14 protein-coding genes are annotated in these 16,497 nt (G+C 62.3%); 8 read left to right on the plus strand and 6 right to left on the minus strand.

Going from position 1 to position 16,497, the window contains the following annotated elements; all coding sequences use genetic code 11:
* Positions 1-63: 63 nt before the first annotated feature.
* The 5 genes from rimM (at position 64) to ASC83_RS09405 (ending at position 3,920) form a co-directional block, all read left to right on the plus strand.
* Positions 64-636, plus strand: a complete 573-nt coding sequence (gene rimM / locus ASC83_RS09385) for a ribosome maturation factor RimM (RefSeq protein WP_056061074.1) — start codon at positions 64-66, stop codon at positions 634-636.
* Between the two features lie 24 nt (positions 637-660).
* Positions 661-1,419, plus strand: coding sequence for a tRNA (guanosine(37)-N1)-methyltransferase TrmD (gene trmD / locus ASC83_RS09390; RefSeq protein WP_056061078.1), 759 nt, complete (start codon positions 661-663; stop codon positions 1,417-1,419).
* Between the two features lie 128 nt (positions 1,420-1,547).
* The gene (gene rplS, locus ASC83_RS09395) at positions 1,548-1,931 is read left to right on the plus strand and encodes a 50S ribosomal protein L19 (RefSeq protein ID WP_056061081.1); all 384 of its coding nucleotides are present in this window, start codon (positions 1,548-1,550) and stop codon (positions 1,929-1,931) included.
* Positions 1,932-2,021: 90 nt separating this feature from the next.
* Positions 2,022-2,744 carry a CoA pyrophosphatase gene (locus ASC83_RS09400; protein ID WP_235509344.1) on the plus strand — a complete coding sequence of 241 codons (723 nt, stop codon included), beginning with the start codon at positions 2,022-2,024 and terminating at the stop codon, positions 2,742-2,744.
* A 189-nt stretch (positions 2,745-2,933) separates the two neighbouring features.
* A complete protein-coding gene (locus ASC83_RS09405; RefSeq protein ID WP_056061083.1) occupies positions 2,934-3,920 on the plus strand; it encodes a CobD/CbiB family protein in 987 nt (328 codons plus the stop codon).
* Between the two features lie 49 nt (positions 3,921-3,969).
* Here the strand turns inward: ASC83_RS09405 and rsgA are convergent, their stop codons facing one another.
* The 3 genes from rsgA to ASC83_RS09420 are packed head-to-tail and all read right to left on the minus strand — an operon-like array spanning position 3,970 to position 6,569.
* Positions 3,970-4,914: a ribosome small subunit-dependent GTPase A gene (gene rsgA / locus ASC83_RS09410; protein WP_056061085.1), complete on the minus strand. Its 945-nt coding sequence runs from the start codon at positions 4,912-4,914 to the stop codon at positions 3,970-3,972.
* A gap of 12 nt (positions 4,915-4,926) precedes the next feature.
* On the minus strand, positions 4,927-5,265 hold the full coding sequence (locus tag ASC83_RS09415) for a 4a-hydroxytetrahydrobiopterin dehydratase (protein ID WP_056061088.1): 339 nt from the start codon (positions 5,263-5,265) through the stop codon (positions 4,927-4,929).
* Complete coding sequence (locus ASC83_RS09420) at positions 5,262-6,569, minus strand: M48 family metallopeptidase (protein WP_056061091.1); 1,308 nt, start codon at positions 6,567-6,569, stop codon at positions 5,262-5,264. The genes ASC83_RS09415 and ASC83_RS09420 overlap by 4 nt, the downstream gene beginning before the upstream one ends.
* A gap of 37 nt (positions 6,570-6,606) precedes the next feature.
* On the opposite strand from ASC83_RS09420, the gene orn reads away from it, so the two are divergent.
* The 3 genes from orn (at position 6,607) to ASC83_RS09435 (ending at position 11,074) form a co-directional block, all read left to right on the plus strand.
* Positions 6,607-7,200 carry an oligoribonuclease gene (orn, locus tag ASC83_RS09425; RefSeq protein ID WP_056062110.1) on the plus strand — a complete coding sequence of 198 codons (594 nt, stop codon included), beginning with the start codon at positions 6,607-6,609 and terminating at the stop codon, positions 7,198-7,200.
* 387 nt (positions 7,201-7,587) lie between these two features.
* A complete protein-coding gene (locus ASC83_RS09430) occupies positions 7,588-9,468 on the plus strand; it encodes a DEAD/DEAH box helicase (protein WP_056061093.1) in 1,881 nt (626 codons plus the stop codon).
* Between the two features lie 136 nt (positions 9,469-9,604).
* Positions 9,605-11,074 carry a GGDEF domain-containing protein gene (locus ASC83_RS09435; protein ID WP_056061097.1) on the plus strand — a complete coding sequence of 490 codons (1,470 nt, stop codon included), beginning with the start codon at positions 9,605-9,607 and terminating at the stop codon, positions 11,072-11,074.
* Between the two features lie 15 nt (positions 11,075-11,089).
* Here the strand turns inward: ASC83_RS09435 and ASC83_RS09440 are convergent, their stop codons facing one another.
* The 3 genes from ASC83_RS09440 to bcsA all read right to left on the minus strand — a co-directional run bounded on the left by ASC83_RS09440 (position 11,090) and on the right by bcsA (position 16,492).
* Positions 11,090-12,322 carry a multidrug effflux MFS transporter gene (locus ASC83_RS09440; protein WP_056061100.1) on the minus strand — a complete coding sequence of 411 codons (1,233 nt, stop codon included), beginning with the start codon at positions 12,320-12,322 and terminating at the stop codon, positions 11,090-11,092.
* A 172-nt stretch (positions 12,323-12,494) separates the two neighbouring features.
* A complete protein-coding gene (gene bcsG / locus ASC83_RS09445) occupies positions 12,495-14,072 on the minus strand; it encodes a cellulose biosynthesis protein BcsG (protein WP_056061103.1) in 1,578 nt (525 codons plus the stop codon).
* On the minus strand, positions 14,069-16,492 hold the full coding sequence (gene bcsA, locus ASC83_RS09450) for a UDP-forming cellulose synthase catalytic subunit (protein WP_369816968.1): 2,424 nt from the start codon (positions 16,490-16,492) through the stop codon (positions 14,069-14,071). The genes bcsG and bcsA overlap by 4 nt, the downstream gene beginning before the upstream one ends.
* Positions 16,493-16,497: the final 5 nt, after the last annotated feature.

Below are 16,497 nucleotides of genomic sequence, written 5' to 3' on the forward strand. Positions count from 1 at the left end.
AAGGGCGGGTTCCGTCGGCTGGTCTGGCGGAACCCGCCCTTTTCTCATTCTGGACTCACTGCCATGGCCACCACACCGTTGACCCTCGAACCCGCAGAACTGCCTGCCGACGCCGTTGAAGTGGGGCGCATCGCAGATGCCTGGGGCATCAAGGGCTGGTTCAAGGTGCTGTCGCACAGCAGCAATCCCGAGGCGCTTTTTTCGTCCAAACGCTGGTATTTGCAGCCCTCCGAGCGTGGTGCCAAGACCTTCAGCGGCACCGTGCTGCTGCCCATCCGCCAGGCCAAGGATCATTCGGACTCCGTGGTGGCCTGGGCGCAGGGCATTGATGACCGCAATGGTGCTGAGGCGTTGCGCGGTGCGCGGATTTTTGTGCCGCGATCCAGTTTTCCATCCACCTCAGAAGACGAGTACTACTGGGTCGATCTGATCGGTCTGTCGGTCTTCAACCGTGAAGGTGTGGCGCTGGGCGAGGTGCGCGAGTTGATGTCCACCGGTCCACAGACCGTGCTGGTGCTGGCCTTTGAGCAGGACGGCAAGGCACAGGAGCGCATGATTCCGTTTGTCTCGGCCTTCGTGGACAAGGTGGATCTGGCTGAAAAACGCATCACCGTGGACTGGCAGCCCGACTACTGACCGCGCCGTCACGAGCCGCGCCCTATGCGCTTTGACATCATCACCCTCTTTCCCGAGCTGTTCGCGCCCTTCCTGGCGAGCGGTGTGACCCGGCGCGCCTATGCCAGCGGCCAGGTCGATGTGCGCCTGTGGAACCCGCGCGACTACGCCGACGGCAACTACCGCCGGGTGGATGACCGCCCGTTTGGCGGTGGCCCGGGCATGGTGATGATGGCCGAGCCCTTGGCGAGGTGCCTTGCGGCCATCCGGGCAGAGCGCGGTGAGCCCGAGGGCGGCGAGGCGCCGCTGGTTCTTTTTTCTCCCATCGGCGAGTCGCTGAACCACGCCGCCGTGGAGCGCTGGTCTGCCAGCGAGGGGGCTGTGTTGCTGTGTGGACGCTATGAAGGCATCGACCAGCGGTTCATTGACACCCATGTGAATGTTCAGATGAGCCTGGGCGACTTCGTACTCTCGGGCGGCGAGATTGCCGCCATGGCGCTGCTGGACGCCGTGGCGCGCCTGCAGCCCGGGGTGCTCAACGATGAGGGCAGCCACCGGCTCGACAGCTTCAATCCCGCGCTCGATGGCCTGCTGGACTGCCCGCATTACACGCGGCCCGAAGAGTGGGCAGGGCAGCAGGTGCCAGCGGCCCTCATGTCGGGTCACCATGCGCAGATCGAGCGCTGGCGGCGTGATCAGCGCCTGGCCACCACGGCCCGCCACCGGCCTGATCTCATCGACGCCGCGCGCAAAGCGGGGCGTTTGGCGCCCGCCGATGAAGCTGTATTGGCCAAGCTCGGCTGAATTGCTATAATCAAAGGCTTTTCGATCCTCTGGCCGGCCGTTTTGACTGGGAGTTCTCCCGCAAAACACTGAGACGTCAATCCCGACGCAGCCATTTTTGGCGCGGACAAGATCACTAGGAAACTCACATGAACCTGATCCAGACCCTGGAAGCGGAAGAAATTGCCCGCTTGAACAAGACCATCCCCGAATTCGCCCCTGGTGACACCGTCATCGTGAGCGTGAACGTGGTGGAAGGTACCCGCAAGCGCGTGCAGGCTTACGAAGGCGTGGTGATTGCCAAGCGCAATCGTGGCCTGAACAGCGGCTTCACCGTGCGCAAGATCTCCAGCGGCGAAGGCGTGGAGCGTACGTTCCAGACCTACAGCCCGCTGATTGCCAGCATCGAAGTCAAGCGCCGCGGTGATGTGCGCCGTGCCAAGCTGTACTACCTGCGTGACCGCAGCGGCAAGTCGGCACGTATCAAGGAAAAGCTGCCTTCGCGCGTCAAGGCTGCTGCTACCGCCGCTTAATTCAAGCAAGGCGAGGGCCTGTCCTGACAAGCCGCTACAGCATCTGCCTGTAGCGGCTTTTTGTTTTTTGGTCCGTAGAACCTGCTTTTTGTGAACACTTCTTCTCCTCCTGCTGTTTCATCGGTCATTGCGCCTCTGTCGAGCCTGCCCGACTTTGACCCTCGCACGGTGCCAGTGGTCGGGGTGGACGTGCACCTGCCCGCCGTGCCCCTGGCTGTGCAGACGCCTGATGCGCTGCGTGCGCGTTTTGCACAGCCACCCCAGTGGGAGCCGGAGGTGGTGCTGGAAAAGAAGTTCATGAACCGCGAGCCAGCCCACGCGTCCGTGTTGCTGGCGATCGTGTTGCGCGAGCAACCCATGGTGCTGTTGACGGAGCGCACCGCACATCTGTCCACCCATTCCGGGCAGGTGGCCTTCCCGGGCGGGCGGGCTGATCCGGAAGACGCCAGTGCTGCTGAAACCGCCTTGCGCGAAGCGCAGGAGGAGGTGGGCCTGGACCGTGAATTTGTCGAGGTACTGGGGACCTTGCCCACCTACGTGACCGGCTCGTCATTCATCATCACCCCGGTGGTCGCCCTTGTGCAGCCGGACTGTGTGCTTCGGCCCAACCCGTATGAGGTGGCCGACCTGTTTGAGGTACCGCTGGCCTTTTTGCTCGACCCAGCTCACCATCGCCGCCATGTGTTTGACCGCGATGGCGTGCACCGCGAATGGTTCTCCATGCCCTACCAGCAAGGCGACAAGACCCATTTCATCTGGGGCGCCACGGCTGGCATGCTGCGCAATTTCTACCGGTTCATGATGGCTGAATGAAGCACCCCTGAGGCGCTTCGCGCGGACGCACCCGGTGTGTGGCAGCGCGACCCCTCACGTGGGGCTCTGGCTTCGGCCATGTGGGCTTTGAGGGCTGCGGGTGGGGTCCCCGCTTCATTGGAGGATGTGTTGCTGAGGTTCGGCGGAATCACGTGCTCCCGTGGCTTGGCGCCAGTATCATTGCCCCCCATGAGTTTCTTTGCCATCCTGTTCGCTCTGCTGATCGAGCAGGCACGCCCTCTGGCTCGCAGCAATCCCATCCACGCGGGGCTGCGTGCATGGGCCTTGTCCGTGAGCCGCAATTTCGACGCGGGCAAATCGCACCACGGGTGGGTGGCGTGGAGCCTCGCGGTACTCGTTCCCGCACTGGTCACACTGGGCATCCACTGGCTGCTGCTGTGGGGTCTCGGCTGGCCGTTTGCGGTGCTCTGGAGCGTGGCGGTGCTATATGTCACGCTGGGTTTTCGGCAGTTCAGCCACCACTTCACCGGCATCCGCGATGCGCTGGAAGAGGGTGACGAAGACTCGGCGCGCGAGCGCCTCGCGCACTGGCAACAGGTGGATGTGGGCGCGCTGCCGCGCAGCGAGATCGTGCGCCATGTGATCGAGTATTCGGTGCTGGCTGCGCACCGGCATGTATTTGGGGTGTTGGCGTGGTTCTCGGTGCTGGCTGCGCTGGGTCTGGGGCCGACGGGGGCGGTGTTGTATCGCCTGGCTGAATTTGTCTCTCGCTACTGGCATTACAAGCAGCGCACGGGCGCATTGCCCGCCAGCGAGTCCTTGCAGCAGGCGTCCGCCCAGGCCTGGACTGCCATCGACTGGTTGCCTGCGCGGCTCACGGCACTGAGCTTTGCGGTGGTAGGCAGTTTTGAAGAAGCGATTGAAGGCTGGCGTTTTCATGCGCAGCGGTTTCCCAACGACAACGATGGTGTGGTTCTTGCCGCCACTGCAGGGGCCATCAATGTGCGCCTGGGCGGTGAGGCGTTGAAGGCGCGCACCGAGCTGCATGCGCCACAGGGTCTGGAGATTGATGCCGACATGGGCGACAGCGACTCCACCCCCGGCCGCGAGCCTGAAGTAGGCCACCTTCGCAGCGTGGTGGGCCTGGTGTGGCGCTCGGTGGTGGTCTGGATGCTGCTGCTGGCGCTGCTGACGCTGGCCCGGTTGCTCGGCTAGCCCGTTCACCTGTCGCGCCATCTCGCATGGCGCCGCTGGCATACGCCGGTCAATACCGGGTGTGACTCAACTCTTCAAACAAATCACTATATATTTTGTAGCGAGAGGGGCTTATACCTCCAGCGCCTTGGCCCTTTTTGACTGCATCCAGCACACCGCACCCCGGCTCATGCAGGTGGGTGCAGTTGTAGAACTTGCAGGCCGTTGCATGCTCGGCGATGTCGGGCATACAGGCCGCCAGCTGCATGGGGGCGATATGGTGCAGCCCGAATTCCTGGAACCCTGGCGAGTCGATCAGTGCCGTGGTGCGCGCCGCATCCATCCAGTACCAGTGGGTGCTGGTGGTGGTGTGTTTGCCTGAATTCAGGGCCTGCGAGATTTCTCCGGTCAGCACCGAGGCGCCCGGCACCAGCAGGTTGATCAGCGTGCTCTTGCCGGACCCCGACGGGCCCAGCACCAACGTGGTCTTGCCCTGCAAGTGTTCCATGAGCAGGGCACGGTCCACATCGCTGGACAGCGCCAGAGATAGCGGCAGCACGCCATAGTGTTTGCCGGCGCCCATGTGCCGGTACGGCAGCAGTCGCTCCCATGCGCGGGCGAAGGGTTCGACCAGATCACTCTTGTTGAGTGCAATGATGGGTTTGATGCCCTCCGCCTCTGCAGCAATCAGTGCCCGTGATAGCTGGCTTTCGGAGAACACCGGTTCCGCCGCAATCAGGATGAGTACCTGATCGAGGTTGGCGGCGAAAGATTTGGTGCGAATCTCGTCCTGTCGGTAGAACAGGTTGCGCCGTTCCTTGACCTTTTCGATGGTGCCTTCTTCGCCTTGCCCGGGCGGCGGTGCCTGCCATAGCACATGGTCGCCAACGACGGCCTGGCTTTTTTTACCGCGGGGGTGGCAGATGCGGCGCTCCCCATCCGGGGTCTCGACCATGCAGTGGCGCCCATGGCTGGCCACCACGGTACCTTCCGTGAGGGCGCTGCGTTCAGCCATGGTGGGCCTGCCTCACAGTGAGACCAGTGCGTCGAACTGGGTGGCGCACTCGAAGTCGGTGCTGGAGAAGCCATGCACGTCGTGCGTGTTCAGTCGCACCACGCAGCGGTTGTAGTGCACAGACAGATCGGGGTGGTGGTCTTGCGCATTGGCGATGAACGCCAAGGCGTTCACGAACGAGATCGTCTCGTAGTAATTGGCAAAGTGGTAGGTTTTCTCGATGGCGACGTTGGCGCCGTCGCCGCTGAGGCTCCAGCCCTCCAGTTTGGCCAGGTTTGCTACTATTTCTGTAGCTGTCAGGGCGCGGCGGGTCAGCGTGGACCAGTCTTTTTTCTTCAACATGGTAGTCATGGGTGAGCAGGGGTTTGCATGCGCGCCAGCCGCTCTGTGGCGGGTGGATGCGAGTAGTAAAACTTCACGTAGACCGGGTCTGGAGTGAGCGTGGAGGCGTTGTCTTCGTACAGCTTGAGCAAGGCCGACGACAGGTCTGCGCCGCTGGCCTGGGCCGCAGCATACGCGTCTGCCTGGAACTCGTGGCGACGCGATTGTTGCGAAAACAGCGGCGAGATGAAGAAGGTAAATACCGGAACGACCAGCATGAAAAGCAGCAGTGCCAGCGCATCATTGGGTGCGGCGGCCATGGCCGGGTCCAGCGAGATGTTGGGCCGCACACCCAGTCCGGTGTAGAACCAGACCTGTGTGGAAAGCCAGCCCAGCAGCGCAAAGCCCGCCAGGCTGAGCGCAAACATCATCACGATGCGCTGGATGATGTGGCGGTGCTTGAAGTGGCCCAGCTCATGGGCCAGCACAGCCTCGACCTGGCCAGGTGCCAGCTGGCGCAGCAGGGTGTCGTAGAACACCACGCGCTTGGCGGCACCAAAGCCAGTGAAATAGGCATTGGCGTGGGCGCTGCGGCGGCTGCCGTCCATCACGAACAGGCCCTTGGCCGAGAAGCCGCAACGCTGCATCAGCGCAGTCACGCGGGCTTTGAGCGACTCGTCTTCAAGCGGCTGGAATTTGTTGAACAACGGTGCGATGAAGGTGGGGTAAATCACCATCAGCAGCAGGTTGAAACCCATCCAGAAGCACCAGGCCCACAGCCACCACAGCGGGCCTGCAGCGCCCATCAGCCAGAGGATCAGTGCGGCAATGGGCAGCCCGATGATGGCGCCCACCAGCAGGCCCTTGAGGGCGTCCGCCAGCCACAGGCGCCAGGTCATCTTGTTGAACCCAAACCGTTCTTCCACAACAAACGTCTGGTACAGCGACAGGGGCAGGTCGATCAGGCCGCTGATGGCAGCAAAGGCGACCAGGAATGCCATCTGCTGCCACATGCCGCCGCCCAGCACGCCAAGCAGCGCCTGGTTCAGGGCGTCCAGGCCGCCCAGCAAGGTCCAGCCCAGTAGCACGGCCGCGCCCAACGCCATCTCCAGCATGCCCAGCCGGGCCTTGGTGATGGTGTAGTCGGCCGCCTTCTGGTGCGCCGCCAGGGCGATGCGCTCGGCAAACGGTGCCGGGACCGCAGCGCGATGGCGTGCAACATGCCGGACCTGGCGCGTCGCCAGCCAGAACTTGAGGGCCAGGCCCAGAAGCAGCGCGGCTGCAAAGGCCAGGGTGAACAGCAAAGAGGGGGAAATGTCGTCGGAGGTGGGCATGTGCGGCTAGTTTAGGCCATCGGCGACAATGCGCGCCATGTCAGAAGCCAACAACCCCACCCCTGCCACGCTTGCCAAATCCGACCAGAACCTGGTCTGGCTGGACTGTGAAATGACCGGCCTGGAGCCCGACACCGACCGCCTGCTGGAGATCGCCGTGGTCGTGACCGGTCCGAGCCTGGAACCCCGCGTCGAAGGCCCCGTGTTTGCCATTCACCAGCCGGATGAATTGCTGAACAAGATGGATGCCTGGAACAAAGGCACGCACGGCCGCAGCGGCCTGATCGACAAGGTGAAGGCGTCCACGGTGACGGAGGAGGAAGCGGAACAGAAGATCCTTGCTTTCCTGGCCCAGTACGTGCCCAAGGGCACTGCGCCCATGTGCGGCAACAGCATCGGTCAGGACCGGCGTTTTTTGGTGCGTTACATGCCCAAGCTCGAGCGGTTCTTTCACTACCGCAATGTGGATGTGAGCACGCTCAAGGAGCTGGCCAAGCGCTGGAAGCCCGAGGCATACACCAGTTTCAAGAAAGCGCAAAAACACACGGCCCTGGCCGATGTCCATGAGTCCATCGACGAGCTGGCGCATTACCGTCAGCACCTGTTGGCCGTGGATGTGAAAACGTCTTAAGCCACTGCTTCTCATCCCTTTTGTGAGGGGCGGGGGAGCCCTTGTGAGGTCCGTGCTCTTGGGGCGCGTGTTTTACGACGCGGGACTGGATTCCTGGCGGTGAAGGCATTGCCACCGGCGAAAAGGGAAGGAGGGTATTGCGGGCAAACCCTTAATCGTGCAATAATCTCTGGCTGCGCAGGAATCCCTCGCAGATTGTGCATCTCCCCTCACACACCGGGCTTGCCAGCCGACTGTTAATCGACAGTGCAGGACTGGCGAATAACGCCCACCCGCTCCGGCCTTCTCTGAGCCAGCGCAGGTTTCGTTTGATGGTTGATGTTTTTTAACCATTTGACGAAGCCAATCGTGGGCTGCGCCCGCGACCGTCTTCGTGAGAGAAAAATCATGACCGACACCTCTTTGGTGCAGGGCGAATTCGCGCCTGCAGACACTTCCTTTGCTGCCGACATTTCCGTGCAGTCTTCTCCCCTGGACGCCGTGGTATCAGCCGTCGAAGCCGATGCTGGTGTGACCGCTGAGCCCAATGGCTTCATCGAGCTGGGCCTGGCCCCTGAACTCGTGCAAGCCGTGGCTGATCTGGGTTACACCCAGCCCACCAGCGTGCAGCTCAAGGCGATCCCTCTGGCGATGGGCGGTGGCAACGACTCCACCAAGTTCATCGACCTCATGGTCTCCAGCCAGACGGGCAGCGGCAAGACCGCCGCCTTCCTCCTGCCTGTGCTGCACACACTGATCAACCAGCAAGCTGCTGCCGAAGCCGAAGAGCGCGCCGCTTTTGAACGCGCCGTGGCCGAAGCCACTGCCCGTGGCGAACCTGCTCCCAAGCGCGCCAAACGCAAGGACCCTACCAGTTCGCGCAACTTCAAGGCTGCCACCCCTGGTGCCCTGATCCTGTGCCCGACCCGTGAACTGGCGCAGCAAGTCGCGCACGATGCCATCGACCTGGTCAAGCATTGCCGTGGCCTGCGTGTGGCCAATGTGGTGGGTGGCATGCCTTACCAGTTGCAGATCGCCAAACTGCAAAACGCTGACCTCGTGGTGGCAACCCCTGGCCGCCTGCTGGACCTGCAGCGCTCGATGCAAATCAAGCTCGACAAGGTGCAGTTCCTGGTCGTTGACGAAGCGGACCGTATGCTCGACCTGGGCTTCTCGGATGACCTGGCTGAACTGAACCAGCTGACCGCGCAGCGCAAGCAGACCATGATGTTCAGCGCCACATTTGCGCCCCGCATCCAGCAACTGGCCATGCGCGTGATGCACGACGGTGGTTCGTCTGTGCAGAAGGTGACCATCGATTCTCCGCAAGAGAAGCACGCCAACATCAAGCAAGTTCTGTACTGGGCCGACAATGCCCAGCACAAGCGCAAGATGCTGGACCACTGGCTGCGTGACACCACGATCAACCAAGCCATTGTCTTTGCCAGCACCCAGGTGGAGTGCGACGGTTTGGCCAACGACCTGCAGCAAGAAGGCTTCTCGGCCGTCGCTTTGCATGGCGCCCTGAGCCAGGGCCTGCGCAACCGCCGTTTGATGGCGCTGCGCGCAGGTCAGGTGCAGATTCTGGTGGCTACTGACGTGGCAGCACGGGGCATCGACGTGCCTACCATCACCCACGTGTTCAACTTCGGCCTGCCCATGAAGGCTGAGGATTACACCCACCGCATCGGTCGTACCGGCCGTGCGGGCCGCGATGGCCTGGCCATCACGTTTGCCGAGTTCCGCGATCGCCGCAAGATCTACGACATTGAGTCGTACAGCCGCCAGCAGTTCAAGGCCGAAGTGATTCCGGGCATGGAGCCTTCACAGCGCGCTCCGCAGGCACCTCGCGGTGGCGATTTTGGTGGTGGCCGTGGCGCCCCGGGCCGTTCGTATGACAACCGTGATAACCAGTCGCGCGGTCGCTTCGGTGGTCCCGCACGTGGTGGCAATGATCGTGGTGGATTCGGTGGTGGCTTTGGCGGCGGCTTTGCCGGTCGTGACAACCGTGGCGCCCCTGCCCGTGGTGAAGGCGGCGGCGGTTTCGCTGGCCGTGATGACCGTGGCGGCGACCGTGGTTTTGCGCCGCGTCGTGACGGTGACGGTTATGGCCGCAAGCCTGGTTTTGGTGATACAGGCCGTGGTGGCTTTGCTCCTCGTGGCGATACGGGTGCACCGCGCGGCGATTTCGCTCCTCGCAAGCCTGCATTTGCCAAGCCTGCCGGTGGTGGTGGCAAGCCCTTTGTGGCCCACGATGCCCGCAAGCGTCCTGCACGCCCCGCGCGCTGATTGTTGTGTGGCGCTAGCGCCGCCCTTTGTGCAAAGGCCAGTACCGTAAGGTGCTGGCCTTTTTTCATTGGGGAGGCTATTTCAGCTGCGGATGCCAACGGCGCCTCGTCAATAATGGCCGCCGGAGGAATCTGCTGTGTCGTCTTCTTTATCTTCGGGTGCGGACTTTGAGCACATGTTCGGGCTGGCGCCAGTGTCGCTCTGGTTGGAGGACTACAGTGCGCTCAAGCAGCTTTTTGAGCAGTGGCGCGCCGAAGGCGTGACCGACATCCGCCAGTTCCTAGCAGAGGACCCGGCCCGCCTGCGGGCCTGCAGTGCAGCCCTGAAGGTGCTCAAGGTGAATCAGCGCACGCTGGATCTGTTTGCCGCCGAGAGCCAGCAGGTACTGGAAGCCAATCTGGATAAGGTCTTCAGGGACGACATGCACGACGCGGTGGCGGATGAGCTGTCTCAGTTGTGGGACGGGCAGCTGGAGTTTTCTAACCAAACAGTCAACTACGCGCTCGACGGACGTCGGCTGGATGTGCAGATCCGTGCGCGCATCCTGCCCGGTTACGAGGACAACTGGAGCCGTGTGCTGGTGTCTCTGGAGGATGTTACGGCCACCGTGCGTGCAGGTGCCGAGCTGCGACGCAGCGAGCGGTACGCACGCGATTTGTTCGAGCACTCACCCGTGTCCTTGTGGGTCGAGGACTTCAGTGCGGTCAAGAGCCTGCTCGATGGTGTCCGTGCGCAGGGTATTGATGATTTCAAGACTTTCATCCGGGTGCATCCCGAGTTCGTGACACGCTGCATGCACGAAATCCGGGTGATCGATGTGAACCAGCAGACCCTGCGCATGTTTGGCGCAGAGAGCAAAGAAATGCTGCTGAACAACATTGGCCGGGTGTTTCGCGGTGAGATGCACGAGTCCTTTGCGGAGCAATTGCTGGACCTGTGGGAGGGCAAGACCTTTCAGCAGCGCGAAGTGGTTAACTACGCACTGTCCGGGGATGCCGTGCATATCCACATGCAGTTCTCGGTGCTGGCCGATCACATGAGCGACTGGGGCCTGGTGCTCCTGTCATTGGTGGATATCACGGCACGCAAGAAGGCCGAGGCTTACCTAGAGTACCTGGGCAAGCACGATGTGCTCACGCAATTGCGCAACCGAGCCTTTTATGCAGAGGAGCTCAACCGCCTGACCCGCAAGGGCCCTTGGCCGCTGTCCATCATCGCCATCGACCTGAATGGTCTCAAGGTGGTGAACGATGAGCAAGGCCATGCGGCGGGGGACTCCATGCTGCGCCGCGTTGGCGAGGTCTTGGCCAAGGCCGTGGATGCTCCGGCCTGCGCAGCCCGCATTGGTGGTGACGAGTTCACGGTGTTGTTGCCAGGCACGGATGAGCGAGGAGCCATGGCTTTGCAGGAACGCATTTTGTCGATGCTCGAACTCAACAACCAGTTCTACCCTGGCCAGCATCTGAGCCTGGCCATGGGGATTGCCTGTTGCCAGTCTGGAGATGCGGTAGAAGCGGCGATCCATCGCGCAGACCAGGCGATGTATGCGGAGAAGAACCGCTATTACCAGCAAAAAAACGTGGACCGGCGGCAGCCCAGTCCTTGATCGGTCGGGTATTGATCAGAGATGGACCGGCGTACGCCCGATCTCGGGCCAGCGATGGTGCAGACAGATCCAGGACAGCATGCCAATGCACAACATCAGGAGTGATGACAGCGCCAGCAAAACGGTAGAGTGCATCACCAGCGGAGCGATGACGCCTGCCACCAGGCCATTGGCCGAAGAGCCGACAAACGCCTGCATGGATGAGGCCATGCCTCGGCGCTCCGGGTAGAGGTCCAGCACCAGCAGCGTCACCACCGGCACCATCAGTGCCCAGCCAAAAGAGAAGACCGCAATGGGCGCCAGAGCCCACCAAGCGTGGGGTGTGAACAGCAGATTGGCGACCAGGTTCAACACAGCCACCGAAAACATGATGACAAATCCGTGGCGGATCTGGCGCTTGGGCGGGATACGCCCTGCCAGCCGTCCACTGAGCCACGCACCGCCCATGATCCCCGAGATGGTCAGGACAAAAAACCAGAAAAACTGCGTAGGCGCCAGCGACAGGTGATCGCCAAGAAATGCTGGAGCCGAGAGAACGTACAGGAACATGCCATTGAAGGGCACGCCACTGGCCAGCGCCAGCAGCACAAAGCGCGCACTGGTGCCCAACTGCACGTAGCCGCGCATTAGATGGCGCACATGAAAGGGCTGGCGCTGCTCCACATGCAAGGTCTCTGGCAGCAGCCTGAAGTTGGCGGTCCAAAGGGCCACTCCCACGAAGGTCAGGAACCAGAAAATGCTGTGCCACCCGGTGTGGACAAACAGCCAGCCTCCGATGATGGGAGCAATCGCTGGAGCCACTCCAAAGTAGATGGTCACCTGGCTCATAACCTTCTGCGCTTGTGCTGGAGGGAACATGTCGCGGATCACCGCGCGGGAGACCACGATCCCTGCTCCCGTGGACAGGCCTTGCAGTGCCCGGAAAAAGACCAGTTGCCCGATCGTTTGCGACAGCGCACACCCTGCGGAAGCGAGCGTGAACACGGCGATGCCCCACAAGATCACGGGCCTGCGCCCAAAGCTGTCTGCCAGCGCGCCGTGGAACAGGCTCATGAACGCAAAGCCGAACAGGTAGGCGGACAGCGTCTGCTGCATTTCCACCGGTGTGGCTCCCAGCGCCGCGGCGATGCCTGAGAACGCGGGGATGTAGGTGTCGATGGAGAAAGGCCCGAGCATGCCCAGCACCGCCAGCAGGATCGCGAGCGCCCAGCGGGGTGCTTTCCAGAGCAGATGGGCTTGTGGGTTCATGAGTGGTGGCAGATGGGGGTTGCGGGCACGCGAAGGACATCGCACCGCCGTGGCATCGCGGGATGGCGCGGCAGTGCGGATGGATTATGCGGGACGCATGCGGCAGGGTGCGGAGAAGGGGGCTGTCGCGCAACCCCTCGTCACGCCCCGTTCGGGCTTCAAGCCAACGTAGTCAATAGTTGTAGGGAACCCATTCACCGTTCCCCGAGCGCATCACGTACTTGCCTTCCATGTTGCGCATCACGATCACATCGGCGTTCTCTGACACAAAGGGGGTAGTGACCGGGGCTGCGAGCCGCTCCGCCAACGGGCGCGCGGAGTCGACGTAAGGGTTGTCGCGAATCAGATCGCCTAGCAAGGTGTACAAGCCCAGGTAGCTCATCGGCTGGTTCACAACCACGGGCGCTGCTGGGGCGGATGCCTCAGATGGCTTCATGCCCACCAGCTTCACCGCAGCGGGGACCAGGGTGATGCGGGGTCCAGGAATCTCCCGCATGCCCGACATCTGGATTTTGTCTCCGCGCAGCGATGCGCCGTGCTCAGGGACCAGCATCACGACCACAGGGCGGCCTGCTGCCTCCAGTTCGGAGATGAACTTGTCGAAGTCGGCGAGCAGCTGTACCAGGCGGGGCTTGAATGTCTCCAGGCTGTTGCGCGAAGCCATGCCTGGCACGCGATTTCCGTCGTGCAGGGAGATGGTGTTGTAGTACAGCGCCACGGGCCCGGTGCTGCGGTCAGTGCTGCGCTTCTTCCACCATTGCGCCAACAAGGCGTGGTCGTTATAGATGGGCGAGCCGTCAAAATTCTGCATGTGCACGGGCGCGCCCTGATTGGACTGCAGCTTGCCAGCAAGGCCTCCGCGCTGTTCCAGCGCATGGGCAAACTCTTCGTACACCCCGTCGTGGTTGAGCAGTGCAGCGGTCTGGTAGCCCACTTTTTCCAGGTTGGGAAACACGTAGCACTGCGGATCAATGCCCTCGTACAGCTTGTTGTGTGGTGTTTGACCGCAGGTGCCGTGCAATACCCGCAAAGAGGCTGGCCCGCTGTAGCTGGCAGCGCTGTTGAAGTTGGTGAACAACACATCAAAACGCTTGAGGAATGGGTTGTCCCGCTGTCCTACAAAGTCCATGTCATCCCACGACAAGGAGCACACATGCAGCAGGACGATGTCGAATGCCGGGGGCGTATTGGGCGCGGTGAACTGGACGCGCCTTTGGCTTTCGCTCGCGTAAAAGCGTTGCAGCAGAGCGTCTGGCGACGTGTCCTGATTGTCGTTGGGCGCGGCGGCCGAGTTCAATCCGCTTGCTGCGGCCATGGTGGCCTGGGGCGTAGCCGCCTGCTCCTGCAGGGCCGCTACCACCGGTACGCTCAACAACGCCAGCAATGCAAACGTCCCCGCACGCACCCGCCGGGCCAGTGCTGCATAAAGCACGATGCCGACCAGTCCCACCAGCAGCATTTCAGGGTTGAACACCCGCTGGGCAAGTTCCAGCCAGTAGTCCGCGCTGAAGCCACTCAGCGCTTTGAGCTGCGACAGCACGCGTCCTGGGCTGGGAAGGTAAGAGTCGGCATACAGCAGTGCGATGGCAGCCGCTACGGCGACTGCAGCGCGTACACGGCGCCACCCCTTGTGCGCAATGGGGGGCAGCATGGACGCCCACAACAGCAGGTTCAGCCACCAGTTCAAGCCGATATAGCCACCAAAGTACAGGCCCACCTTGGCAAGGAAAATCAAATGCCAGAAGCTCATGCCGGCAGCCTTTCTTGCCCGCGCTGCTTGCGAAGGGGCCATCGGCTGCGTGCCGACTCCACCAGCGAAGTCCAGAACTTGCGGTAGCCCAGCACGCCCAGCTGCGCGATTTCCTGCAGGCCATGCAAAGGTCGGTCGGTATCGTGGCTGTCGTTCCATTGCCTCCAGGTGTCGGGGCGGGCAAAGGTGCACTGCACCAGGTCGATTTGTTGTTCGCGCGTCATGGGGTCAAACTGAAAACCGGTGGCGCTCTGGCCTCTGTGCAACATCACCGTGGCTGGAAAGGTGCATTCCATATCGTTGCGCCACAGTCCCACCTGCACCTTGTCTCCCACGGCCAGTGGAGTGCCTTCAGGCAATTGCAGGCCTACACCAGTCATGGAAAAGTCGATGCAAAGGGCCTGAAGCACGGTTCCGTCGTCCTGGTACAAGGTTGCGGGCAATTGCGTGGCCACGCGGTGCATTCGCCGCACCTGGCGTGCTTCGGATGCCACACCCAACGCAGCACCCAGCATGAGGATGCTGTAGACCGTCCATAGCAGATTGAGGAGTACGGTGGCGGTTTCCTCTGTATTCCAAAAGAACAGGCGCAGCAGCCCCATGCCGAAGGCTGCGAAGTTGAGCAGGACCAGCACGGTGTAGGGGCGGGAGATCACCCAGTCGAAGTACGGCTCATCCACCAGCCCGCCCTTGGCTGTCACGTTGAACTTGCCAAGGCGCGGATTGATCAGCGCCACCGTGGTGGGCAGGGCCACGTACCAGGCCAACACCGTTTCGTAGACCTCAGCCCAGAACGTGTGCCGGTGCTCGCCTTGCACGTGCGCATTGGCGATGTTGGACTGCAGGATGTATGGCAGCACATACAGCGCGATCATGATGGCGCCCGCGTTGATGATATGCCATTCAAAAAACAGGAAGGCCATGGGCGCGGTGAGGAACACCAGCCGCGGCAGCCCGAAGAAGAAGTGCACCATGGCGTTGGCATAGCAGATGCGCTGCCACATCGTGAGGCCCTTGCCCAGGAAGGGGTTGTCCACGCGGAAGATCTGCGCCATGCCGCGCGCCCAGCGGATGCGTTGGCCCACATGGGCCGACAGGCTTTCCGTGGCCAGGCCAGCGGCCTGCGTCTCGTTGATGTAAGCCGTGGTGTAGCCGCGCCGGTGCAGCTTGAGGGCGGTGTGCGCATCCTCGGTCACCGTTTCCACGGCGATGCCGCCCACCTCCAGCAGTGGGCCGCGGCGTATTACGGCGCAGGAACCGCAGAAGAACGTGGCGTTCCAGAAATCATTGCCATCCTGGATCAGACCGTAGAACAGGGCACCTTCGTTGGGCACACGGCGGAAGGTGCCCAGGTTGCGCTCAAACGGGTCGGGTGAGAAGAAGTGGTGAGGCGTTTGCAGCATGGCGCACTTCGGGTCGCGCTGGAACCAGCCCACGGCCGTGGTCAGGAAGGAGCGTGTGGGAATGTGGTCGCAGTCGAAGATGGCGACCAGCTCACCATCGGTCTTGCCCAGCGCATGGTTCAGGTTGCCAGCCTTGGCGTGGTTGTTGTCGGGCCGCACGATATAGCCCACGCCCATGGATTCGGCAAAGGCACGGAATTCCTCGCGCCGCCCATCGTCCAGGATGAAGACCTTGACCTTGTCTTTGGGCCAGTCCAGTGCCATCGACGCCAGCACCGTGGTGCGCACCACACTCAGCGGCTCGTTATAGGTGGGGATGTACACATCCACCGTGGGCCAGGACGCGGGCGCGCCTTGCAGCTCCGCCGGACTGCGGTGCAGGGGCCAGGCAGTCTGTATGAAGCCCAGCACCACCACCAACCAGGTGTAGGCCTCTGCCGCCAGCAGGCCGTAGCCCAGGAAGGACTCGATGACCGAGTCGAATTCAATCGATGAAGTCAGGCGCCACCAGGCGTAACGCCCCATCGCCAGCAGGCTGATCGCTGCAAGCGCCAGCGAAGGATAGCGGCCTGGCAGGCGCCGGAGCACCAGGGACAGTCCCCAGCAGAGCAGCATGAACAACAGTTGCCCGAACCAGTTGAATGGGGTGGTCATGACGACCAGACCGGTGACCGCCCCCACCGCCAGGATCACCCAGCGCAGGCCAGGAATCTCCAGGGCCGGTGTGAGCCACTGGTCTGCCAGTCGCATGCCCTTGCCCACGTTGACGTGGGTGGCCAGGCGGTCCATGGCACGCAGGAAAAGCCGGATGGGCCAGAAAACCAGTGTCAGCGCCAGTGCCAGGACTCGCCAGAGCCAGCGCATGGCCCAGCCGAGGCCTGCCCAAAGCCCCCGCACTGGGCGTAGCAACCAGGGGCGCAATGCGCGCTGTGGCGAGGGTGGCAGAACGAAACAGCGCCACAACCACATCCACCAGGGAGCCTCATGCCCGACCTCAAGCTGGCGCCCGAGCCACATCAGTG

It is taken from the genome of Acidovorax sp. Root402 (assembly GCF_001425125.1).
Classification (GTDB): domain Bacteria; phylum Pseudomonadota; class Gammaproteobacteria; order Burkholderiales; family Burkholderiaceae_C; genus Acidovorax; species Acidovorax delafieldii.

Coding starts and splice junctions, on each gene's coding strand:
- rimM (WP_056061074.1), top strand. CDS start 64: ATGGCCACCACACCGTTGACCCTCGAACCCGCAGAACTGCCTGCCGAC.
- trmD (WP_056061078.1), top strand. CDS start 661: ATGCGCTTTGACATCATCACCCTCTTTCCCGAGCTGTTCGCGCCCTTC.
- rplS (WP_056061081.1), top strand. CDS start 1,548: ATGAACCTGATCCAGACCCTGGAAGCGGAAGAAATTGCCCGCTTGAAC.
- ASC83_RS09405 (WP_056061083.1), top strand. CDS start 2,934: ATGAGTTTCTTTGCCATCCTGTTCGCTCTGCTGATCGAGCAGGCACGC.
- rsgA (WP_056061085.1), bottom strand. CDS start 4,914: ATGGCTGAACGCAGCGCCCTCACGGAAGGTACCGTGGTGGCCAGCCAT.
- ASC83_RS09415 (WP_056061088.1), bottom strand. CDS start 5,265: ATGACTACCATGTTGAAGAAAAAAGACTGGTCCACGCTGACCCGCCGC.
- ASC83_RS09420 (WP_056061091.1), bottom strand. CDS start 6,569: ATGCCCACCTCCGACGACATTTCCCCCTCTTTGCTGTTCACCCTGGCC.
- orn (WP_056062110.1), top strand. CDS start 6,607: ATGTCAGAAGCCAACAACCCCACCCCTGCCACGCTTGCCAAATCCGAC.
- ASC83_RS09430 (WP_056061093.1), top strand. CDS start 7,588: ATGACCGACACCTCTTTGGTGCAGGGCGAATTCGCGCCTGCAGACACT.
- ASC83_RS09440 (WP_056061100.1), bottom strand. CDS start 12,322: ATGAACCCACAAGCCCATCTGCTCTGGAAAGCACCCCGCTGGGCGCTC.
- bcsG (WP_056061103.1), bottom strand. CDS start 14,072: ATGAGCTTCTGGCATTTGATTTTCCTTGCCAAGGTGGGCCTGTACTTT.
- bcsA (WP_369816968.1), bottom strand. CDS start 16,492: ATGTGGCTCGGGCGCCAGCTTGAGGTCGGGCATGAGGCTCCCTGGTGG.